Below are 21,721 nucleotides of genomic sequence, written 5' to 3'. Positions count from 1 at the left end.
CCAATCATGGAACAAAACACGGCGCTAGCAAGTCGATGTCTCGCAAAATCATTTTTTTAGTAGTCATAATGCTTTCCCTAATGCAGTTCAGAAAATCCAAAACATAGAGCAGTTCAAGATTACCGTTCATTCACAATCGTAAAGCACAAAAACCGATAAGCAAATGCTTTTTAGTTACAACTAGTAGAACAATCTAGCACGAACAGTTCTCATGCTTTTGCCAGAAGCGCAAAGCTGCAACATCGCGATCGGCCGTATACCCAGCCATGAGGCGCCCACGAACAGGAATCTCAAGACAATTACCTGTGAAAGAAAACTCCATTACACCGCTCGCAGTTGCAGCCAGTCGTTCCTGTCTAGCCACCGAATCGATAGGTGTGACTTTTTGTCGCACCCTCAAAGCCGAGCAGACCTGAATACCAATCAGGCAGTGTTCACCTTCGAGTCCTTGTAGGCTCACTGCTTAATGATTTTATATTTCGGAGAATTGCTGCATTTCCGTATCAAATAAACTCGTCCAGAAACTATCTGTTACGGTATGCCTCTGGATTCTTTTGATAAAAGCGGCCTTAATAGCTGCAAATAAAAGATTCCAAATTTCCTCGGTGTATCAATTTCGTTTGCTGCCTCGCGCTAAAAATGAGGCAAAACCACGCTTTGATGCTGCCCTCAAGCAAGTAAGGAAAACCATGACAGTCTCGAGCTTCCTCACCAACATGACCATCCGGACCAGATTGGCTGGCGGCTTTGCGGTTCTCCTGCTGCTGACCATCGTAGTGGGATTGGTAGGTGATCGGGCCCTGGAGAGCTATGGCCAACGTTCGAACATTGTTGCCATGCTCGGGCAGGTAAACACCAACCTGACCGAAGCCCGGGTTGAGGAGAAGAACTTTCTGCTGACCGGTGAGGCGCAGGCTGTTGCCCGGACTCAGGCCCAGGGCGACCGGGTTCTGGAGCTGACCAATGAGATCAAGCCGCTGCTCGCAGTCGCCAAGGATATTGAAACCTTGGGCCAGATCCAGGCAGACGTAAAACAATACCAGCGGCTCATGGGCGAGGTTGAAACCAACATTGGTGAACGGGAGGCAGCGCTCGAGCGCCTTGAAACCAGTGCCCGCATCTTCGGATCTTCTTTGAAGGCCCACAGCTCTCTGTTCTTCGCTTCAGCCATTTTCGAGGATATGCGTCGCTCTGAACGCAAGTTCCTGATCGAACATGATGACGCCAGCGTCAAGGCTTATCTCGATGATGCGAAAAGAGTCCAGGGCCCGCTGAAATCAGCGGCGATCACGACCGAGGAAAAAGACCAGATCAATGCTGCGCTGAAGACCTATGTCAATGAATTTCAAACGGTCGTGGATCTCACCAACTCCGGAAAACAGCTGTCGGATGATATGGTCAGCACAGCTCGCAGTGCCATCGAATCGGCAAATAACCTTCGGGCACTTCAGACTGAGAAAATGGAGGCTGATCGTGAGCAGGCTTCCTGGTTGATCTTCGGCGCGACCGGTATCGCCCTTATTCTTGGCATCCTGATGGCCCTACTCATTACCCGCGCCATCGTCTCCCCTGTTAACCAGGCAGTGAGCATCGCCTCCGAGGTGGCTTCTGGCAACCTGACCGTGGATATCAAGGCCAGCGGTACCAACGAGATCGGACGACTGATGGCTGCCCTGGCTACCATGGTGACCAGCCTCCGGGAATTGGTAAGAAGTATTGAGTCGGGGGCCTCCAATATTGCAGCCTCGGCAGAAGAACTCTCAACTGTTACCAGCCAGACCAGCGATGGCATCAATCGTCAGAAGCAGGAAACCGATCAGGTTGCTACCGCCATGAACGAAATGACCGCAACCGTTGGTGAGATCGCCCGCAGCGCCGAACAGGCCTTTTCCGTGGCCGCCGATGCGGCCAGCCAGGCCAGCGACGGTGAGCGGGAAGTCCGCGCGACCGTAGATCAGGTCAACAATCTGGCACGGGAAGTCAGCCAGAGCATGGAGACCATCCAGGGACTCCAGAAAGAAACCGCGAACATCGGCACCGTTCTGGATGTGATCAAATCCGTCGCCGAGCAGACCAACCTGCTGGCGCTGAACGCCGCTATCGAGGCAGCGCGGGCTGGTGAGCAGGGTCGCGGCTTTGCCGTGGTGGCCGACGAGGTGCGCTCTCTCGCACAGCGGACACAATCATCGGCCCAGGAAATCGAGACTCTGGTAACGTCACTTCAGAACAGCGCCGGTGACTCGGTGTCCGCGATGGAGTCCAGCACCACCATGGCCTCGAACACCCTTGAACGTGCCACGGCAACCGGAACGACCATTGAGCGCATTGCCCGTGCTGTAGAGGAGATCAAACAGTACAACAGTCAGATTGCCACAGCTTCCGAACAACAGACTTCGGTGGCCGAGGAAATCAACCAGAACATTACCAGCATTCGGGATGTTACGGATCAGTCCGCCGCCTCATCGAACCAGACCGCCAGCTCGAGCAGCGAACTGGCAAGGCTGGGCAGCGACCTGCAGAACCTTGTTTCACGTTTCAGGCTGTAATTGAACAGCCTGCTGCCTAATCATCCCGATTCCAGTACACCCGAACGAGGTTCGATTCCTTGGTGTACTGGATGTCCAGATTACCGTCGTACGCTCGCTCAATAGCCTCCCCGGTGCCCCGGGGTAGATGCAGATCGGTGAATTTCACCACCAGCTCTCCCTCTGGACCGTCTTCCACACTCATAAGACGTTTCATCGGGTGCTCGAGCTTTTCTTCCTCGACCTTGTTGTGGATGAGTTTCAGGATTGCATCTCGATGCTTACCCAGAAAGCCCCCGGAGAGAGTCAGTATTCCAGCTGGCATATTATCCCGGATTCGCTCACAAGCCGGACACATAAGCTCGTTAAGCTCGCCTGCGGGTGGCGTTGCCCACTGCCAGCGCCCTTTATGGAAAGCTGCACCGCACTCGGAGCATATCGCTGGCTCCTTGGGCTTGGATCTGGCTACGTATGGATCGTGAATCTCTTCTTTGAGAAGCCGGTCATCCCGTCCGTGGCCAGCTGCAACACTGTCTTTGCCGCTCATGCCCTCACTCCTTTCCCTGATGACGGAATCTGGTCGTTCATTGCAGCCCGTGACGGTCAAAAATTTCCCTGACCTCACGTTCGGTCTCTGCAGGCACGATGACCTTGACCAGCTTGGCGTCTTCGTCGATGTAGATGTTATCCCGGGGAATGCCGGTCGCAATCAAGTCATCCCAGGTATTCTTGGCCTGGTCGCGATCCCGATAGGCGCCGTTTACTGTTTTGCTCATGAGTGAAACCTCCTGTTTGATTTCGATTTCCTTACATCTGAAAGAATAGGCAGGGAGGGTGGAGCTGTGCAAATATTGATCAACCGGAAATTGACGGAGAGCAAGACTGGAAGGCTAAAGCAAAACGCCCCAGCCTGTGGGGTGCACAAACTGAGGCGCTTTGGACTTTATTTGGCACGGCTGGGAGGATTATTCGGGCCTTTGGCCCTCACCCCTTCGGGGTCGCCGTCGCATTGCTCCGGCGTTCCTCAACCCACTGCGTGGGTTTCGGTCGAACCTCTTATCGGTTCAAATCCTCCCAGCTATACAAAGCAAAACGCCTCAGCCTGTGAGGTTCACAAACTGAGGCGTCTTGATCCTAATATGGCGCGGCTGGGAGGATTCGAACCTCCGACCGCCTGGTTCGTAGCCAGGTACTCTATCCAGCTGAGCTACAGCCGCTTAAAACTTGTGGCAGGTTGATCGATGGCGCGGCTGGGAGGATTCGAACCTCCGACCGCCTGGTTCGTAGCCAGGTACTCTATCCAGCTGAGCTACAGCCGCACATTGATCACTTGCTGTGGTTGAGTGCTACTTCAACCTGTCTCTCTTTCCTCAAAAAGGAAATGGCGGAGAGGGAGGGATTCGAACCCTCGGTACGATTGCTCGTACGGTTCCTTAGCAGGGAACTGGTTTCAGCCACTCACCCACCTCTCCTTGAGAACGGGGCGTATACTACCATAATTTTTCTGTTTTCATAGGGTTGACACGAGATTTTTCGGGCCCGTTTCCCCACACCATCAAAAAAGCCGTTCAGGTTTCCCTTGAACGGCTTTCTGACTCTCAGCTGTTGCCGGGCTCGGGCTCTTCAGAGCCTTTTTCCGACTGAATCCGCTGGTAGATTTCTTCACGGTGTACCGCGACTTCTTTCGGGGCATTGACGCCAATGCGCACCTGATTGCCTTTCACTCCCAGGACGGTGACGGTGATATCGTCGCCGACCATCAGAGTTTCGCCCACGCGGCGAGTCAAAATCAACATATCCCTTACTCCCTATCCAGAGCTACCTGTTCCGATAAATGGTTTTTTGATCTATTTATTGCTTTTATAGTGGGATCACTTACTGATCTGTAGACGCACATTCCCTTATACGGTGCACGTTTGTCATAGGCTCAGTATATGACGCCCTTTTTTCGGAGGCCCCGCAGACCGACCTTTTATCTGCGGTTTTCAGGCCTCTTCCGATACCGCGGGCTTGTCCAGTTCAAATGCACTGTGAAGTGCGCGAACCGCAAGCTCAAGGTATTTCTCGTCGATCACCACGGAAATCTTGATTTCTGATGTGGAGATCATCTGGATATTGATTCCCTCGTTGGACAGCGCCTCGAACATCTGAGTGGCCACACCAGCGTGAGAACGCATACCGACACCCACGATACTGACTTTGGCAATCTTGCTGTCACCGGCCACTTCACGAGCACCCAGTTCGTCTGCAACACGCTGAAGCACTTCTTTCGCACGCTTGAAATCATTGCGATGGACGGTGAACGTGAAGGCTGTGCGGTTATCCTCACCCACGTTCTGCACGATCATATCCACTTCGATATTGGCGTCACTCACCGGCTTCAGAATACGCAGCGCGCTGCCCGGGGTATCCGGTACGCCGGCAATGGTCAGTTTGGCTTCATCACGGTTAAAAGCGATGCCGGAAACAACCGGTTGTTCCATGGCGTTTTCATCCTCAAGAGTAATCAGGGTGCCCTCGCCTTCCTGGAAGCTGGAAAGAACCCTTAATGGAACGTTGTATTTACCTGCAAATTCTACAGAGCGGATCTGGAGCACTTTCGAACCCAGACTCGCCATTTCAAGCATTTCCTCGAACGTAATCCGTTCAAGCCTGCGCGCAGTGTCGACAACCCTTGGGTCGGTTGTGTAGACACCGTCAACGTCAGTGTAGATCTGGCATTCGTCTGCCCTGAGCGCTGCCGCCAGAGCCACCGCTGTGGTATCGGAGCCGCCACGCCCGAGCGTAGTGATGTTTCCACTCTCGTCTATGCCCTGGAATCCGGCAACCACAACCACTCGACCAGCATCCAGATCTTCGCGCATGCGCTGCTCATCGATCTGTTTGATCCGCGCCTTGGTATGGCTGCTGTCGGTCAGGATGCGCACCTGAGAACCGGTGTAGGACCGTGCTTCACAACCGAGCTTCTGCAGCGCCATGGACAGGAGCGCAATGGTTACCTGCTCACCAGTGGATACCAGCACATCCATCTCACGCGGTGTCGGCTCCTCCATGATGTTGTTGGCCAGGGCGATCAGCCGGTTGGTTTCACCGCTCATGGCGGAAACCACGACAACAACATCATGACCTTCCTTCCGAAAACGGCTCACCTTCTCGGCTACCGCTTCAATACGCTCGGTTGTTCCAACCGATGTGCCACCAAATTTCTGAACCAACAGAGCCATTATTTTCCCAATATCCGAAACGGGGACTCACAGCGGAGTGACACTCCGCCACTAAGAAGAAACGGGCGAGATTATAAACCCCAGCCCGCCGACAAAAACAGTTGCTTAAGCGATATTTTTCTCGACCCAGCCGGCAACACCCGCCAGGGCATCCTCCAGCTTGGATGGATCGTTGCCACCACCCTGAGCCATGTCGGGTCGCCCCCCGCCCTTGCCATCGACCTGCGCGGCCAGATGCTTCATGAGGTCCCCGGCCTTGATCCGGCCCGTGGCCGATTTTGTAACACCGGCAACCAGAGTCACCTTGCCATCTTCCACGCTGGCCAGAACCACAACGCCCTCGCCCAGCTTGTTCTTCAGCTGATCAGCCGTCTCCATCAGGGCCTTGCGGTCAGCACCTTCCAACTCGGAAGCCACCACCTTGAGCCCGCCGACGTCGACAGCGGTGCTGGCCAGATCGGTACCGGCCGAGGAAGCAAGTTTTGCCTTCAGCGCGCCCACTTCCTTCTCAAGCTGACGGTTGCGGTCAATCGTCTGCTGGACCTTTTCAATGACCGACTCGCGGGAGCCTTTCACCAGACGGGCCGCCTCGCGAAGGGTACGCTCGGTGCCGTCGATCCAGTCCAGCGCGCCCATGCCGGTAACGGCTTCGATACGACGGACGCCGGATGAGATGCCACTTTCAGAGGTAATACGGAAAAGGCCAATGTCCCCGGTACGGGAAACGTGCGTACCACCACACAGTTCAACGGAGTAATTGTCGGTACCCATGCTGAGTACCCGAACCACATCCCCGTACTTTTCCCCGAACAGCGCCATGGCACCCTTTTCCTGGGCCTTTTCCATGTCGGTAATTTCGGTCTGGACCGGGCTGTTTTCCAGGATCTGCTCGTTCACCTGGCGCTCAATCTCGCGAAGCTGCTCCGGAGTAACGGCCTCGAAATGGGAGAAATCGAAACGCAGTTTATCCGGGTCCACCAGTGAACCTTTCTGGCTAACGTGCTCACCCAGTACCTTGCGCAGGGCCGCGTGCAGTAGGTGCGTAGCGGAGTGGTTACGCTTGGTTCGCTCGCGACGGGCGTGATCAATCCGCGCATCGACTTCCAGCCCCGGAAACAGCTCGCCCTCGATCAGGGTGCCAAGGTGCAGGTGGTTATCCCCCTCCTTGCGGGTATCCGTTACCTTGAACCGGCCGCCGCTCCAGGTCAGCAGACCAGTATCGCCGACCTGGCCACCAGACTCGGCATAGAACGGCGTACGTTCGAGCACCACAACGGCCTCATCACCGGCTTCGGCGGTCTTTTCCTCGCCGTTCACGATGACTGCACGGATTTTCTCGTGGCCGTCAATGTGCTCGTAACCGGTGAACTCGGTCTTGCCCTCGAGCTGTAGGCCCGCGGCGTTGTAGTCGATGCCGAATTTGCTGGCTGCCCGGGCGCGCTCGCGCTGACCTTCCATCGCCTTCTCATAACCTTCGTAATCCAGCGTCAGGCCTCGTTCGCGAGCGATGTCGTTGGTCAGGTCGACCGGGAAACCATAGGTGTCATAAAGCGTGAAGATTGTCTCGCCCGGAATCTCGGCACCCTTGAGTTCGGCAATGTCCTGCTCAAGCAGACGCAAACCCTTGTCCAGCGTCTTGGCAAACTGCTCCTCTTCCTGCAGCAGAACCTTTTCAATCTGTTTGCGGCTGCTGACCAGCTGCGGGAAGGCCTCGCCCATCAGCTCGCACAGTGCACCGGTGAGTTTGTAGAAAAACGGCCCGGTTGCACCCAGCTTGTTGCCATGGCGTGCCGCGCGGCGAATGATACGGCGCAGCACAAAACCGCGCCCCTCGTTTGAGGGCATGACGCCGTCCGCGATCAGGAAGGCGCAGGAACGGATGTGGTCCGCGACCACACGCAAAGATGCTTCCGTGGTTGCGGCACCGCCCAGAATCTGTGAGGCGGCTGCCAGCAAATCCTGGAACAGATCAATTTCATAGTTGCTGTGAACACCCTGCAGAACCGCCGTGATGCGCTCCAGACCCATGCCAGTGTCAACAGACGGCTTGGGCAGCTTCAACATCTCACCGTCAGCGGTGCGGTTGTACTGCATGAACACCACGTTCCAGATTTCGATGTAGCGGTCACCGTCCTCTTCCGGTGATCCGGGGGGACCACCAGCAACATCCGGGCCGTGATCGTAGAAGATTTCGGTGCAGGGACCGCAGGGACCGGTGTCCCCCATCTGCCAGAAGTTGTCTGAGGCGTAACGGCCGCCTTTGTTATCGCCGATACGGACGATACGGTCTGCCGGCACGCCGATTTCCTTGTTCCAGATGTCGAAGGCTTCGTCATCTTCCGCGTAAACGGTAACCCAGAGTTTCTCCTGAGGCAGGTTCAGCCAGTTCTCGCCGGTCAGGAATGTCCAGGCGTAGTTGATGGCTTCCCGCTTGAAGTAATCACCGAAGCTGAAGTTGCCCAGCATCTCGAAGAAGGTGTGGTGACGGGCGGTGTAACCGACGTTTTCGAGGTCGTTGTGCTTGCCGCCAGCGCGGACACATTTCTGGGACGAGGTTGCCCGGGTGTAGTCGCGCTCTTCACGACCCAGGAACAGGTCCTTGAACTGGTTCATTCCCGCATTCGTAAACAACAATGTGGGGTCGTCCGCAGGTACCAGCGAACTACTTGGAACAATGGTGTGACCTTGCTGCTTGAAATAATCGAGGAATGCCTGTCGCAACTCTGCGGTTTTCATAGCCCTTTGATACCTTTCCAGAAACCCGGCGGAAATGCCGCCCGGTCCGCGATTGAATACGGATACTTACATGCTTGTGCAAATCCGCTACTCTAGCACACGCCGAGAACAGGAAAAACGTGAAACATCACAGGAGATTCCATGCCCCGACGCTTCCATGACGCCGAGGAACTATTCCCACCAGCCACCGCCCTCAAACGTGCCCTTGCCATTATTTACGACGGTTTGATCAGCATTGCCGTGCTGCTTGTCGCTACCTGGGGATACACCATGGTGGCTGGCTGGATCACCGGCTGGGACAGGTACGAACAGATGGCCGAGGCAGGCCAGCTTTCCGGGGACCCGGGGCTGACGTTCACGTTGTTCCTGATCCTTTACCTGTTCTTTGCCTATTTCTGGACGCGCATTGGCCAGACCCTGGGGATGCAGGTCTGGCGGATTCGAATTGAAAACATTGATGGTACTTCGGTGAGCTGGAGCAAGGCGCTCAGGCGTTACGTGACGGCGGCGGCTGTGATCTTCCTGACACTTCTGGGCAGCTACTACCTCGGAGCTGCCACCCTGTTTCTGGGCATCCCGGCTATTGTTGCGCTGTTCTATCCGATCAATGGTCTGTCCATTACCGACCGCCTCTCTGACAGCGTGGTTGTATCCATACCCAAAGAAGCGACCAAAAAGTAATGGTTTAGCCGGTGGGATAGCAGGGCTGGTCAACCAGCCCGCCGCATCAGGATGCCACCAGCCACGGCGCTTACCGCGATGGGCACCAGCACCGCAAGCATTGGGTTGAACCCGTATACAAGGCTCATTGGCCCAAGAAAATCCTGCATATATTTGAACAGAAGCCCCACCAACAGCCCGGTAAACACCCGGAATCCCATGGTTACCGAGCGCAACGGCCCAAAGATGAAGGATATTGCCACCAGCACCATGACCGCCGTTCCCAGAGGCATGAGCGCCTTCTTCCAGAACGCCAGCCAATAGCGGGAGGCGTTGAGGCTTTGCTCGCCAAGATAGGTGGCGTATGTGTAGAGTCCGGTCATCGAAAGATTCTCAGGCTTCACGATCAACACGCTGAGAACGCCGGGCGAGAGGCCGGTTTCCCAGCGCAGGGTCCGGTCGTCAACGCGTACTGTCCGATCATCCTCGAAGCTCGTGGTGCGAACATTCTCCAGCAACCAGTGGTCGCCCTGATAAATCGCTCGCTCCGCAAAACTTGCGGCCAGCAGCTGCCGATCATCATCAAACTGGAAACGCGACACTCCATGCAGGACGCCATTCGGTTGCACGGCATTCAGATGGATGTATGAATCCCCTTCCTTGTGCCAGACCCCCGAAGCCGACGCCACGTTGCTACCGGCGCCCAATGCCACCGCCTTGTAACTCTGGGCCACGCGCTCGGCAGGCGGAGCCAGATATTCGCCTATCAATACACCCATAACCACGATAACCAGCGCCGGCTTCATTGCGGACCAGACAATACGCTTGAGCGATACGCCGGCAGCCCGTACAACCGTCAACTCCGAGGAACTGGCCATAGAACCCAGGCCCACCAGGCAGCCCATGAAGGCACCCAGCGGCAGATAATCGTAGATTCGTCTTGGCAGGGTCAGAAAGACATACCAGAGTGCGTCCTGGATCTGGTAGTTGTTGCGGATGTCATCCAGTTCGGCGATGAACGCAAAAATGAGATCAAGGGACAACACCACCATCATCACGAGGAACATCGCACCGCCAACCGTGCGCATTACATACCCGTCAATCTTGCGCACGAGCACCCCCATCCCGAATCAGGCGCCGGCGGTACAACCACGCTGGGCCGAACTGAAGCCATAGCCCGAAGCCGAGGAACAACGCGTGGACCCAGAGCATGCCCAGCCATTCCGGGACCTTGCCGGCCGCCAGCCAGTCCCGGGCGACAATGAGCAGCCCGAGATAAGTAATGTAGACAAGCATTGCCGGTAACAGATGAAAGAACCGGCCCTGGCGTGGATTCACGCGGCTCAGCCTCACTGCCAGCAACGTCACAATTGGCACGATGAGCGGCAGCGAAAAACGCCAGTGCAGCAACGCACGATCTTCCAGGCGGTCTGACTGCATCAGGCTCCAGGTACTGGCGCCCTCTTCCCGCTGCTTGGTGCCAGCCTCGCCGCCCTCAATCTTCAGACCGTAGGCTTCGAAATCGATCACATTGTAATTCAGCTGGCCCGCGGCGCCCTCAAAGCGACCGCCGTTTTCCAGAATGAGAAAACGGCTGCCGGTTTCCGGATCGATCAGCTGGGAGCCGGAATCTGCGGTTATGATCGTCAGGCCACGCCCGTCCGGCGCGTACTCGGCGATAAAAACGCCCTGCAACTGGCGCTTGTCTTCACTCAAAGCCTCGGTATAGGTCACCCGTCCGCCAGAGGAAAAATCCTGGAAGCGCCCGGGCGCAAGCATTTCAAACTCGGTTGCCTTTCGTTGTTCGTTCAGAATTTCCTGAACCTGATTCATTCCCCAGGGCGACACGTAAAGACTCATGGCACCGACAATGATCATCACTGGCAGACTGCCCAGAAGCGTTTTTCCCAACAGTGCCTTGTCACTCACCCCACAGGCGGACAGGACCGTCATTTCGCTTTCGAGATACATACGCCCATAGGCGAGCAGGATACCGATGAACAGCCCGAGGGGCAGAATCAGCTCAAGAAAACCCGGAAACCGAAAGGCCATGATCTCCAGCAGCACACCGGCCGAAATGCTGCCCTGGGCCGCACTGTCGAGATATTTCAGGAAACGGCCACTCATGAACACCAGCAGCAGGATGCCCGAAACGGCAACCATGCTGATCATGATCTGGCGTATGAGGTAACGGAAAATGATGCTCAAATCGGTCTCTCTGGCGGTATCCGCTGAAACGTGGAGGTCGCTGGGAACTGCGCGTATTCTATGTAACCTTGGTGCCGAATGACAGAGTAGCGGCATTACACCGGCATGAAGGCACACACAGGCACGGAAGCGGCGCCAATCGCTTGATAATTTCCCCGCAAGCCCCAATGCTAGACTAGATCACAATCAAGAACGATTCCCGCCGCCGGCGGGAGCCTCGTGAACAATCAACAGGAGTTGCCATGAATTTCAGCCTGAGCAGTAAAGCCATCGCCAGCACCAAAGCAGACTGTCTCGTAGTTGGCTTGCCTGAGAAAGGCACCTGGCCCGATTCGACGAATCAGGCCGATGAGGCTCTGGGCGGGATGATCAAGACACTCCAGAAGGCCGGTGACCTGTCCGGCAAGAATGCCACGACGCTGACCATTCCCCTGACCGATCAGCCCTGGACTCGCCTGCTTGTGGTTGGTACTGGCAAGGATGAAGATCGCAGCCCCGCCAACTACCGTAAAGCGTTGATCGCGATGATGACCGCGCTCAAGGACGGTCCGTCCAAAAGCGTCGCCATCGCCCTCGCAGATACCCCTGTAACCGGCGAAGAAGCTGTGAGTTCTGAAGCAGCCCGTCTCAGCCTGATTGGCCGGACCCTTGAAGATCAGCTTTACACCTTCAGCGACTTCAAGAGCGAAAAACCCGCCGCCCGGAAGCTCAACAAAGCTATTGTGCATGCCTCCAGTGCCGGCAAGGCCCTCAAGGATGCCTTCAACCTCGGCCTGGCCACCGGCCGTGGTATGAATCTCACCCGGGATCTGGGCAACACGCCGCCCAACATCTGCCACCCGGAATGGCTGGCTCAGCAAGCCAAGAAGCTGGCCAAGGATTACGACTGCATCAAGACCGAAGTGCTTGACGAAAAGCAGATGGAAAAGATGGGCATGAACACCATCCTGGCCGTGGGCAAAGGCAGCACCCAACCGCCGCGACTGATCGTGATGGAATACCGTGGTGGCAAGGCCAAGGACAAGCCCCACGTACTTGTGGGCAAAGGTATCACCTTCGACACCGGCGGTATCAGCCTCAAGCCCGGCGAGGGCATGGATGAAATGAAGTACGACATGGGCGGCTCCGCCAGTGTCTTCGGCGCCATGAAAGTGCTCGCCGAAACCCAACCCAAGATCAACGTGGTGGCTGTGATTGCCGCAGCAGAGAACATGCCGGATGGCGGCGCTTCCCGCCCTGGCGACATCGTGACCACGCTCTCCGGCATGACTGTTGAAATCCTCAACACCGACGCCGAGGGGCGCCTGGTATTGTGCGATGCCCTCACCTACGTGAAGAAGTTTGACCCGGCCGCCGTCATCGATCTGGCGACCCTGACCGGCGCCTGCATCATTGCACTTGGCAATCACGCCACCGGCCTGCTGGCCAACAACGATGAACTGGCCAACGAGCTTCTTGCTGCCGGCGAGCGTGCCGGTGACCGGGCATGGCGCCTGCCGCTCTGGGACGAATACCAGAGCCAGCTCGACAGCAACTTTGCCGACATGGCCAACATCGGTGGCCGCCCTGCAGGGACCATAACAGCGGCCTGTTTCCTTTCCCGCTTTGCCAAGGACTATCGCTGGGCGCACCTGGACATCGCCGGCACCGCCTGGCACTCCGGCAAAGCCAAGGGCTCATCCGGTCGCCCGGTGCCCATGCTGGTCGACTACCTGATGTCCCATGCAGGAAAGTAAGCCCTCCAGCTCTTCGGAGACCGGCAGCCCGGCTGCCGGCCACTCCGGACAGGAAGACCGGAACCAGCGCTACTGGTTTCACATCCTTGCCCAGAACACGCCCGCCGCACGCAATCTCCACGCTGCAAAACTCGTGGACAAAGCCTGGCAGCAGGGCGACCGCGTGTGCGTCGTGTGCGATACCATGCAACACGCAGATGAGCTGGACGACCTGCTCTGGAACTTCAGCCCGGACGCATTCATCCCCCATAGCGTTGTTCCGGACTCCGCCACAACCTGCTCCGACCCCGTTGGCATTCTGCTTTGCCCGCCGGCGCCAGAGGATTGGGATACCGTGATCATTCTCTCCGCAACCTTGCCGGCGGATGCCGACCGGTTCAAGCGACTGGCCCTGGTTGCCCATAACGACCCGAATGTTCTTAATCAGGCGCGGTCACACTTCAAGCAATTGCGGGCACTGGGGATTGAACCCCGGGTGCATGATCAGAGGAAGCGTTAGGTTCGCCGCAAACAGGGCGACCATGTATAATCGTGCGTCTCAATTTTCCCTTGTGAATCAACCAACGGTCACTGCAGAACCCCATGGAAAAAACCTACCAGCCAGAAAACATCGAGCGCCAGTGGTACGAAAACTGGGAATCCAAAGGGTACTTCCGCCCCAGCGGTGAAGGCCAGTCCTACAGCATCGCGATCCCGCCGCCCAACGTAACCGGCAGCCTGCACATGGGCCACGCGTTCCAGCACACCATCATGGACACCCTCACCCGCTTCAAGCGCATGCAGGGCCGTAACGCACTGTGGACGGTTGGTACCGACCACGCCGGCATTGCCACCCAGATGGTGGTTGAGCGCAAACTCGCTGCGGAAGAGGACAAGACCCGCCACGATCTGGGCCGGGAAGAATTCATCAAGCGCATCTGGGACTGGAAAGAGCACTCCGGGGGCACCATCACCCGCCAGATCCGCCGCCTTGGCAATTCCGTGGACTGGGACAACGAACGCTTCACCATGGACGACGGCTTCTACAAAGCCGTTCAGGAAGTGTTTATCCGCCTGTACGACGAGGGACTTGTCTATCGCGGCAAGCGGTTGGTGAACTGGGACCCGAAACTGCACACCGCCATCTCCGATCTGGAAGTTGAAAACAAGGAAGAAAAAGGCTTTTTCTGGCACCTGCGTTACCCGCTGGCTGACGGCACGCAAACCCAGGATGGCAAGGATTACCTGATCGTTGCCACTACCCGGCCGGAAACCATGCTCGGTGACACGGCCGTGGCCGTGCATCCGGAAGACGAGCGTTATCAGCACCTGATTGGCAAGCACGTGATGCTGCCGCTGGTGAACCGCCGTATCCCCATCGTTGCCGACCATCACGCCGATCCGGAGAAAGGCTCCGGTTGCGTGAAGATCACGCCGGCCCACGACTTCAACGACTATGCCGTGGGCAAGCGCAACAATCTGCCGATGATTAACGTCATGACCCAGGACGCCAACATCCGGGACGTGGCCGAGGTGTTCAATGCCGACGGCACCGAAAACACCGAACTCGACGGCACCATGCCGGGCGCCTACGCTGGCCTGACCCGCGAAGCGGCGCGCAAGCAAATCGTTGCCGATATGGAAGCCGAGGGGCTGGTCGAGAACATCGAGGATCACGCACTCAGCGTTCCACGCGGTGACCGGTCGGGCCTGATTATCGAGCCCATGCTCACCGACCAGTGGTTTGCCGATGCCAAGACCCTGGCCAAGCCGGCCATTGAAGCGGTGGAAGACGGTCGTATCCAGTTCGTACCCAAGCAGTACGAGAACATGTACTTCGCCTGGATGCGCGATATCCAGGATTGGTGTATCTCGCGCCAGCTCTGGTGGGGCCACCGCATTCCGGCCTGGTACGACGCCGACGGCAATATCTACGTGGGCCGCAGCGAAGATGAAGTGCGCCAGAAGCACAACCTGGACGCCAATGTCGCCCTCGAGCAGGATGAAGACGTTCTTGATACGTGGTTCAGCTCTGCCCTGTGGACGTTCGGCACCCTGGGTTGGCCAGAGATCACCGAGCGCCTGAAAACCTTCCATCCGACCGACGTGCTGGTCACCGGCTTCGACATCATCTTCTTCTGGGTAGCCCGGATGATCATGATGACCATGCACTTTATGAAGAACGAAGACGGCAGCCCCCAGGTGCCCTTCCATACCGTCTATGTCACCGGCCTTATCCGTGATGAGCACGGCGACAAGATGTCCAAGTCCAAGGGTAACGTGATCGACCCGCTGGACATGATCGACGGCATCAGCCTGGATGACCTGCTGGAGAAACGAACCGGCAACCTGATGCAGCCCAAGCTGGCCGAGAAAATCGGCAAGCGCACCAAAAAGGAATTCCCGGAGGGCATCACCGCCCACGGCACCGATGCCCTGCGCTTCACCCTTGCCGCCATGGCAACGACCGGCCGCGACATCAACTGGGATATGAAGCGCCTGGAAGGCTACCGCAACTTCTGTAACAAGCTCTGGAACGCAGCCCGCTACGTGTTGATGAACACCGAAGGCGAAGACTGTGGCGTGAATGACGAGCCCGTGGAACTGTCTCTGGCAGACCGCTGGATCATCAGCGAGCTGCAGAGCTGCGAGCAGGACGTGATCCGTCACCTGGACCAGTACCGCTTCGATCTGGCGGCCTACGCGCTCTATGAGTTCATCTGGAACGAATACTGCGACTGGTATCTGGAGCTGTCCAAGCCTGTGCTCAGTGATGAAGACGCCAGTGCCGAAGCCAAACGTGGCACCCGTCGCACCCTGGTGCGCGTACTGGAATCCGTTCTGCGCCTGGCGCACCCGATGATGCCGTTTATCACCGAGGAAATCTGGCAGCGGATCGCGCCCCTGGCCGGCAAGACTGGCGACAGCATCATGCTGCAGGCCTACCCGCAACCGGATGCCACCAAGCAGGATTCAGCGGTTACCGCTGATATTGAATGGCTCAAGGGGGTGATCGTTGCCGTGCGGAACATCCGGGGCGAAATGAACATCTCGCCGGCGAAGAAGATCCCGGTATTGCTGCGTGGCAAAGACGCCGAGGATCAGCGCCGCATGAATGACAATCGCCAGTTCCTGAGCTCCCTGGCCAAGCTGGAGAGCCTGGACTGGTTTGAGAGTGACAAAGCCCCCATGTCTGCCACCCAACTGGTGGGAGACATGGAAGTACTGGTTCCCATGGCCGGCCTGATTGACAAGGAAGCCGAACTCAAGCGTCTGGACAAGGAGCTGGAACGCCTGCAGAAAGAGATCGGTCGCCTGGAGGGTAAACTGGGTAACGAGAAGTTCACGGCCAAGGCTCCGGCCGAGGTGGTCGAGAAGGAACAGGAAAAACTCCGGGACGCCCAAAGCAGCCAGGCCCGCCTGAGCCAGCAAAGGGCCGATATCGAGGCCATGTAACCGGCATGATCGGTATTCTCGGTGCAGGCTCTCTGGGAAGGCTCTGGGGCGCAATGCTACCCAACGGTTGCGTTGCCTTCGTCGCCAAACCGGGCGAGCCCACCGACTCAAGCGTCGATTACCGTTTCCGGCCCTTTGAGGGGCCGGAATCCTCCATACAGATTCCCTTCCTCACGACCGGCGACACGCCGGACCTGATGCTGGTGACAACCAAGGCCGGTGATACCCTGAGCGCTGTAGCAGGCGTGATCGACCAATTACCCGTTGATATCCCCATCCTGCTTTTCCAGAACGGACTGGGCAGCCAGCAAGCTGTCGCCGAGCGGTGGCCGGAGCGCCCGATCCTGGCCGCAACCACCACCGAGGGCGCAAATCGACCTGAACCGGGGCTTCTCGTCCATGCCGGTACCGGCGATACCTGGGTGGGTCCGCTGACGGAGCAGGCCAGATTCTCGGTGGACCGCGCGGTCGCCATGCTGGAAGACTCCGGCCTGGCCATCCATCGGGAGCCGGCCATCCTTCAGCGACTCTGGCAGAAACTGATCGTCAATGCGGGCATCAATCCCTACACCGCCATCCTGAACTGCCCCAATGGCGACATCCTGTCTGCAGGGCTATATCAGAACACCATCGACGAGCTTTGCCGGGAACTATCAGAGCTGATGAGCGCCGCCGCCCAGATCACGGAAACACCGGATTCCCTGCGCCAACGCATTGAACAGGTCGCTCAAAACACCGCGGGTAACACATCGTCCATGCGTGCCGATGTTCTCCGCAAACGCCAAACCGAGATAGACTTTATCAACGGGTATCTGGCAAAACTAGGAAAAGAACTCGGTATCGACACGCCGGTGAACCAAATGCTGACCGAACGGGTACAACAACTGTCGTCACATTAACAGGAGCAGACTGATGGGCAACCGCCTTTCCAAGATTTACACCCGTACCGGAGACGATGGCTCCACGGGCCTGGCCGATGGCAACCGGATTGCCAAGAATGCCCAGCGAGTTGAAGCCATGGGCACCGCTGATGAACTCAACTGCCATATCGGGTTGCTAATCGAAACCCTGGACAGCGACGACGAACTGGTGGAGAGCCTGCGCCGCATTCAGCACCATCTGTTTGACCTGGGGGGCGAATTTGCCATCCCCGGCAGCCGTGTGATTGGTGACGAACACATCGAATGGCTGGAGGGCACCCTGGACCGGCACAACGAAGGCCTGCCACCGCTGAAGAATTTTGTCCTGCCCGGAGGCAGTCCCGGCGCCGCCCAATGTCACCTTGCCCGGGCGGTCTGCCGTCGTGCAGAGCGGGTTGTCGTCGCCCTCGGCCATGAGGACTCTATCAACACCGCTTCCCGACACTACCTGAACCGTCTATCGGATCTGTTGTTTGTCATCGCCCGCGTACTGGCCCGGCGCGAGGGTGGCGAAGAGATTCTCTGGGAACAAAAAAAATCCGGCCTCTAAGGGCCGGATTTTTTATGCGCCTGATCGCGCGCAAAGGTCGCACCGATCAGACCTTGAAGGCTTCCACCAGACGCTGAAGCGACGCTGTCAGTTGCGACATTTCTCTGGAAGAACCCAGGGTTTCTTCAGCATTGGCGGCGGTTTTCTGGCCCAGCTCGCCAATCTGCTCAACGTTCGAGTTCACGTTTTTCGCGACGGCAGACTGCTCTTCGGCGGCCTGGGCGATCTGGTGACTCATATCCACGATCACGGAGATGCCCTTGGCGATTCTATCCAGGGCCTCTGTCACCTCTCCGGACTTCTGCACCGTTGCCTCGGTCACGTCCCGGCTGTTGGTCATGGCCGACACCGCGTCTTTGACGCCGCTCTGGAGCCGGGAAATCATGCCTTCGATTTCTTCCGTCGATTTGTGCGTGCGCTGTGACAGCGAGCGAACCTCATCGGCAACCACCGCGAAACCACGCCCCTGCTCCCCGGCCCGGGCCGCCTCGATCGCGGCGTTCAGGGCGAGCAGGTTGGTCTGCTCGGCGATGGCCTTGATCTCGACCAGCACCTGACTGATGTTGTCACTGTCCTTGCTGACCCGGTTGATCACTTCCACCGCGCCTGAGATTTCACCCGCCAGCTTGTTGATGGTTTCAACCGTGTCGGCCACCACGCCCCGGCCGGTTTCTGTGTCCTGTTCGGCATTGCTCGCGCTGTCCGCAACCCGGTGCGCGCTTTCGGTGACTTCATGAACCGCCTCAACCATCTGGTTCATGGCTTCATTGATCTGGCCGCTTTCTTCCATCTGACGCGCAACCGCTTCGCTATTGGCCGCAGCGGTGTCATTGACCCGGGTGGCCTGCTGGTCTACGTCCGCCGTCGTCCGGCTGACAGAGCGGATCAGCTCGGCAATCCGGTCGGTCATGTTATTGAATTCCGTCGTCAACTCGCCCAGCTCATCGCGGTTGCGCAAACTGATGTGCGTGGTCATGTCGCCGGCGGCAACGTTCCGTGCGGCTTCGCTGAAGCGGTTGATGGCGGTACGTACGGACATGAAGAAGCCGATGTAGAGATAGACAACCACAAGCAGCACGGCGATCAGGGCAACCACAATCAGGCGACGCTGGTTGATCTCACTCTCGAGCCGTGCGCGCAGGTTCGAGTCGACCACGCTGAAGGCAGCCGTCTTGACGTCGTCGTAGTGGGCCAACTGCCCGGACATCAGATCGTCGTATTCGGTCCAGGGCATTTCCAGACGCATGGGCGTTATCACGTTCAGATCCAGATGATCCCGAACCACCATCAAACTCTCGTCAACCCGTTGAATGGCGTTGCCTGCCTGATTGGCGAGGGCCGGCGATGCTTCAGAAGCAAGAGCCAAAGCCGGTGAAAGCAAGGAGGTGCGATTGGTCAACTGGTCATAGATTTCGTTCAGGGTTTCGCTCAGGGCGTAACCTACCTGCCCCTCGACCAGTGCGAAGATTCCGTAGGATTTTGCCCGACCGATCACGGTGCGTGCAGCCGGGAGAGAGTCCTGGACCAGGCCCAGAATCAACTGGTTTTCTCTTGAGGCCCCCTGCCCCAAACCAGAGATTTCAATGGTGGCCGAAAGCAGCGCCTGTGCCTTCTGGACGAATTCCTGATAATACTTGAACTGAGGATCGAAGCTGCCCTGGTAATTGTCATCGGCCCGCAATGCTTCCCACTCCTGGCGAAGGCCTTCAACCTGATCGGCCCAGGAGCCAGTCGTATCAAACGAGCGCTCTTCTGCGGTCAGAGCCGCCAGCAGGCTGTCAATCTCAGTGGCCGCTTCTTCGGAAACTGCGGTAATGGCACTCTCATCCTTGATGATCGCCGGTGAGCGATAGTCTCGATAATCCATCGCCGCATCCACCAGCCGATCCACTTGCTGGAGTTGCTCCAGCCCCTCGACACCCCGGGTCATGGTCTGAACCGAGCGATTCAGCTCGGAAATGGCAAGCCAGGACAGCCCGCCAATTGGTAAAAGGAACAGAATGCTGATGAGACTGAACTTGTAGACCATCGGCAGCCGGTTCATCAGGGCAATGGCAGGATTAATGAGTTGCTTCACAGGGACCCTCGTGCTGGCAAATAACCACTGAACGTTAATTCTTTTCTTCTATTGTCGCCTAAAGTCTTAAAAACTTAAGCTTTATTTGTTGTTAAACTGCAATGTTTTATAAAATCCGGGCTAAACGACGCCGGAAATAACCAGCAGGGCGAGTATGCATATCCATACCAGCATGCTTCTGTTCAGCAGATCCCTTACCGCTCGCAGACTCCTTCCCCCAAACGCTGTCCACTCATCCGGGTGAATCCGGGAAAACCTCGCTGGATCCAGTGCATACCCGGTTAACGACCCGTTGGCCGAAATCATGAGTACCTCGCCCGCTTTTTTGGAGATTCCGGTCAGAGTCTGGCGAGTTTCACGCAGCCAGCCGGCCAGATCTCCGGCAATTCCGAACGTTAACGACAAAAGCCTGGCAGGAATCCAGCCGGCAAGGTCGGACATTTTTGCAAACCTGGGCCTGGCCGGCGCCTGCGGCCATTGCTCGGCGAGCGCTACCAGCCCACGCGCCAGGACCGCGAGACCGATACCGCCAACCACATACCAGAAAGCCACCAGAAAAAAGCGCTGGAACACCGAAACCATCAGTGCCTTGGACAGGGAGAGGTGCATGGCCTCGGGAGACACTGCGGCTCCCCGTTCATCGGCCGGAAGAAGGTCTTTCACATGATGCCAGGCCGACTGCATGTCTCCCCGATGCCACGCCTCCGCATAGGCCCGCAGTACCTGTCGCCAGCCCGGCGTTCCCATAAGGACGACCAGCACCAGGAACTCCAGCGGGTAAGCCGCCATTCTCCAGCCAGAAGACACCAGCAGGTATTCCGCAAGCCCCAGTATCAGGGCCGGCAACAGGACCAGTGCCAGCCCGGTTGCTATCCCCGATTCATGGCCCGCCCTGACCCGGCTGCCGTAGCGGAACCAACGGCGCCAGACCTCATCGCCAGACAGCATGTCCAGGGAATCCAGACGCCTACGTACCATGTAGGCCAGAAGAAACACAACAAATACCATTCAGACGTTCCTCCCCGATCCTCGGACTATTTCCAGGGCTGACCGGAAATACCGCCAGTCAAAAGCCGGGCCGGGATCGCTCTTCCTGCCGGGCGCAATGTCGCAGTGCCCGGTAATCCGATTGGCCGTGATATCCGGCCAGGCCGTCATAATCAGGTCCGCCACTTTCGCCAGCATGCGATATTGCTCGGTGGTGTAAGGGGTGTCGTCGGTCCCTTCCAGCTCAATCCCGATGGAAAAATCATTGCATTCCTCCTGCCCTTCAAAACACGATCGGCCGGCATGCCAGGCCCGATCAAGCAGGCTGACAAACTGCACCAGCGCGCCATCGCGGCGAATCAGCAGGTGCGCAGACACCTGGACGCCCTCGATAGTCTTGAAGTAGGGGTGCGCAGAATGGTCGAGTTGGTTGCAGAAGAAGTCTTCTATTTCGCGGCCACCAAACTGGCCCGGAGGCAGGCTGATATTGTGGACGACCAGAAGAGAGATGCCCGCTCCATCCGGACGAGGCCCGAAATTCGGCGAAGGGGTCCAGCGGGCGAAGGAAATCCGCCCGGTTTCGCGAAGCGAATTTCCATCGATACCGGAGGCGGTAGGGCGTTCGGAAAAAACGTCTGAATCGGGCAAAGTAATTCCAAAAGT

Annotated in this window: 17 protein-coding genes, 3 tRNA genes and 1 other RNA gene; 7 read left to right on the top strand and 14 right to left on the bottom strand. The window is 57.5% G+C overall.

Going from position 1 to position 21,721, the window contains the following annotated elements:
* The first annotated feature begins 689 nt into the window (after positions 1 to 689).
* Complete coding sequence (locus tag ACP86_RS17645; protein ID WP_053114927.1) at positions 690 to 2,546, top strand: methyl-accepting chemotaxis protein; 1,857 nt, start codon at positions 690 to 692, stop codon at positions 2,544 to 2,546.
* 16 nt (positions 2,547 to 2,562) lie between these two features.
* Here the strand turns inward: ACP86_RS17645 and ACP86_RS17640 are convergent, their stop codons facing one another.
* The 9 genes from ACP86_RS17640 to alaS form a co-directional block, all read right to left on the bottom strand.
* Positions 2,563 to 3,072, bottom strand: a complete 510-nt coding sequence (locus tag ACP86_RS17640) for a BCAM0308 family protein (RefSeq protein ID WP_053114926.1) — start codon at positions 3,070 to 3,072, stop codon at positions 2,563 to 2,565.
* Between the two features lie 37 nt (positions 3,073 to 3,109).
* Entirely contained in the window at positions 3,110 to 3,301 is a 192-nt protein-coding gene (locus ACP86_RS17635) for an SPOR domain-containing protein (protein ID WP_053114925.1), read from the bottom strand.
* A gap of 172 nt (positions 3,302 to 3,473) precedes the next feature.
* A non-coding RNA gene (locus ACP86_RS22250) (RtT sRNA) lies at positions 3,474 to 3,616 on the bottom strand.
* Between the two features lie 49 nt (positions 3,617 to 3,665).
* A tRNA-Arg gene (locus ACP86_RS17630) sits at positions 3,666 to 3,742 on the bottom strand.
* A gap of 25 nt (positions 3,743 to 3,767) precedes the next feature.
* A tRNA-Arg gene (locus ACP86_RS17625) sits at positions 3,768 to 3,844 on the bottom strand.
* A 63-nt stretch (positions 3,845 to 3,907) separates the two neighbouring features.
* Positions 3,908 to 3,997: transfer RNA gene (locus ACP86_RS17620), tRNA-Ser, on the bottom strand.
* Between the two features lie 126 nt (positions 3,998 to 4,123).
* Positions 4,124 to 4,321: a carbon storage regulator CsrA gene (csrA, locus tag ACP86_RS17615; RefSeq protein ID WP_008172808.1), complete on the bottom strand. Its 198-nt coding sequence runs from the start codon at positions 4,319 to 4,321 to the stop codon at positions 4,124 to 4,126.
* A 189-nt stretch (positions 4,322 to 4,510) separates the two neighbouring features.
* The gene (locus tag ACP86_RS17610) at positions 4,511 to 5,749 is read right to left on the bottom strand and encodes an aspartate kinase (protein WP_014576751.1); all 1,239 of its coding nucleotides are present in this window, start codon (positions 5,747 to 5,749) and stop codon (positions 4,511 to 4,513) included.
* A 105-nt stretch (positions 5,750 to 5,854) separates the two neighbouring features.
* Positions 5,855 to 8,485, bottom strand: a complete 2,631-nt coding sequence (gene alaS / locus ACP86_RS17605; RefSeq protein WP_008172812.1) for an alanine--tRNA ligase — start codon at positions 8,483 to 8,485, stop codon at positions 5,855 to 5,857.
* Between the two features lie 141 nt (positions 8,486 to 8,626).
* Between alaS and ACP86_RS17600 the strand changes: the two genes are divergently transcribed.
* Positions 8,627 to 9,166 (top strand): RDD family protein, encoded by a 540-nt coding sequence (locus ACP86_RS17600; RefSeq protein ID WP_008172814.1) that lies wholly within the window; start codon positions 8,627 to 8,629, stop codon positions 9,164 to 9,166.
* Between the two features lie 29 nt (positions 9,167 to 9,195).
* Here the strand turns inward: ACP86_RS17600 and lptG are convergent, their stop codons facing one another.
* Together lptG and lptF are read right to left on the bottom strand one after the other, a co-directional pair.
* Positions 9,196 to 10,257, bottom strand: coding sequence for an LPS export ABC transporter permease LptG (gene lptG / locus ACP86_RS17595; RefSeq protein WP_053115564.1), 1,062 nt, complete (start codon positions 10,255 to 10,257; stop codon positions 9,196 to 9,198).
* Positions 10,244 to 11,353, bottom strand: a complete 1,110-nt coding sequence (gene lptF, locus ACP86_RS17590) for an LPS export ABC transporter permease LptF (protein ID WP_008172817.1) — start codon at positions 11,351 to 11,353, stop codon at positions 10,244 to 10,246. Before lptF ends, lptG begins: the two co-directional genes overlap by 14 nt.
* Positions 11,354 to 11,595: 242 nt before the next feature.
* Here lptF and ACP86_RS17585 point away from each other — a divergent pair, with 242 nt between their 5' ends.
* The 5 genes from ACP86_RS17585 to ACP86_RS17565 all read left to right on the top strand — a co-directional run bounded on the left by ACP86_RS17585 (position 11,596) and on the right by ACP86_RS17565 (position 17,994).
* The gene (locus ACP86_RS17585; protein WP_014576747.1) at positions 11,596 to 13,089 is read left to right on the top strand and encodes a leucyl aminopeptidase; all 1,494 of its coding nucleotides are present in this window, start codon (positions 11,596 to 11,598) and stop codon (positions 13,087 to 13,089) included.
* The gene (locus ACP86_RS17580) at positions 13,076 to 13,588 is read left to right on the top strand and encodes a DNA polymerase III subunit chi (RefSeq protein ID WP_053114924.1); all 513 of its coding nucleotides are present in this window, start codon (positions 13,076 to 13,078) and stop codon (positions 13,586 to 13,588) included. The genes ACP86_RS17585 and ACP86_RS17580 overlap by 14 nt, the downstream gene beginning before the upstream one ends.
* Positions 13,589 to 13,671: 83 nt before the next feature.
* Entirely contained in the window at positions 13,672 to 16,524 is a 2,853-nt protein-coding gene (locus ACP86_RS17575; RefSeq protein WP_053114923.1) for a valine--tRNA ligase, read from the top strand.
* Between the two features lie 5 nt (positions 16,525 to 16,529).
* Complete coding sequence (locus ACP86_RS17570; protein ID WP_053114922.1) at positions 16,530 to 17,423, top strand: ketopantoate reductase family protein; 894 nt, start codon at positions 16,530 to 16,532, stop codon at positions 17,421 to 17,423.
* A gap of 13 nt (positions 17,424 to 17,436) precedes the next feature.
* The gene (locus ACP86_RS17565; RefSeq protein WP_014576743.1) at positions 17,437 to 17,994 is read left to right on the top strand and encodes a cob(I)yrinic acid a,c-diamide adenosyltransferase; all 558 of its coding nucleotides are present in this window, start codon (positions 17,437 to 17,439) and stop codon (positions 17,992 to 17,994) included.
* 46 nt (positions 17,995 to 18,040) lie between these two features.
* Here ACP86_RS17565 and ACP86_RS17560 read toward each other — a convergent pair whose 3' ends face one another.
* From ACP86_RS17560 to ampD, 3 genes are all read right to left on the bottom strand, one after another.
* Positions 18,041 to 20,071 carry a methyl-accepting chemotaxis protein gene (locus ACP86_RS17560; protein ID WP_053114921.1) on the bottom strand — a complete coding sequence of 677 codons (2,031 nt, stop codon included), beginning with the start codon at positions 20,069 to 20,071 and terminating at the stop codon, positions 18,041 to 18,043.
* Between the two features lie 120 nt (positions 20,072 to 20,191).
* Positions 20,192 to 21,079 carry a hypothetical protein gene (locus ACP86_RS17555; protein WP_008172824.1) on the bottom strand — a complete coding sequence of 296 codons (888 nt, stop codon included), beginning with the start codon at positions 21,077 to 21,079 and terminating at the stop codon, positions 20,192 to 20,194.
* Entirely contained in the window at positions 21,080 to 21,661 is a 582-nt protein-coding gene (gene ampD, locus ACP86_RS17550) for a 1,6-anhydro-N-acetylmuramyl-L-alanine amidase AmpD (RefSeq protein WP_228732831.1), read from the bottom strand.
* Between the last annotated feature and the right edge of the window lie 60 nt (positions 21,662 to 21,721).

The organism is Marinobacter sp. CP1 (assembly GCF_001266795.1).
In the GTDB taxonomy this organism is placed as follows: domain Bacteria; phylum Pseudomonadota; class Gammaproteobacteria; order Pseudomonadales; family Oleiphilaceae; genus Marinobacter; species Marinobacter flavimaris.
This window is presented reverse-complemented; position numbering and strand designations above follow the sequence as displayed.

Coding starts and splice junctions, on each gene's coding strand:
- ACP86_RS17640 (WP_053114926.1), bottom strand. CDS start 3,072: ATGAGCGGCAAAGACAGTGTTGCAGCTGGCCACGGACGGGATGACCGG.
- ACP86_RS17600 (WP_008172814.1), top strand. CDS start 8,627: ATGCCCCGACGCTTCCATGACGCCGAGGAACTATTCCCACCAGCCACC.
- ACP86_RS17585 (WP_014576747.1), top strand. CDS start 11,596: ATGAATTTCAGCCTGAGCAGTAAAGCCATCGCCAGCACCAAAGCAGAC.
- ACP86_RS17635 (WP_053114925.1), bottom strand. CDS start 3,301: ATGAGCAAAACAGTAAACGGCGCCTATCGGGATCGCGACCAGGCCAAG.
- alaS (WP_008172812.1), bottom strand. CDS start 8,485: ATGAAAACCGCAGAGTTGCGACAGGCATTCCTCGATTATTTCAAGCAG.
- ACP86_RS17570 (WP_053114922.1), top strand. CDS start 16,530: ATGATCGGTATTCTCGGTGCAGGCTCTCTGGGAAGGCTCTGGGGCGCA.
- ACP86_RS17645 (WP_053114927.1), top strand. CDS start 690: ATGACAGTCTCGAGCTTCCTCACCAACATGACCATCCGGACCAGATTG.
- ACP86_RS17610 (WP_014576751.1), bottom strand. CDS start 5,749: ATGGCTCTGTTGGTTCAGAAATTTGGTGGCACATCGGTTGGAACAACC.
- ACP86_RS17575 (WP_053114923.1), top strand. CDS start 13,672: ATGGAAAAAACCTACCAGCCAGAAAACATCGAGCGCCAGTGGTACGAA.
- ACP86_RS17580 (WP_053114924.1), top strand. CDS start 13,076: ATGCAGGAAAGTAAGCCCTCCAGCTCTTCGGAGACCGGCAGCCCGGCT.
- ACP86_RS17555 (WP_008172824.1), bottom strand. CDS start 21,079: ATGGTATTTGTTGTGTTTCTTCTGGCCTACATGGTACGTAGGCGTCTG.
- csrA (WP_008172808.1), bottom strand. CDS start 4,321: ATGTTGATTTTGACTCGCCGCGTGGGCGAAACTCTGATGGTCGGCGAC.
- ACP86_RS17565 (WP_014576743.1), top strand. CDS start 17,437: ATGGGCAACCGCCTTTCCAAGATTTACACCCGTACCGGAGACGATGGC.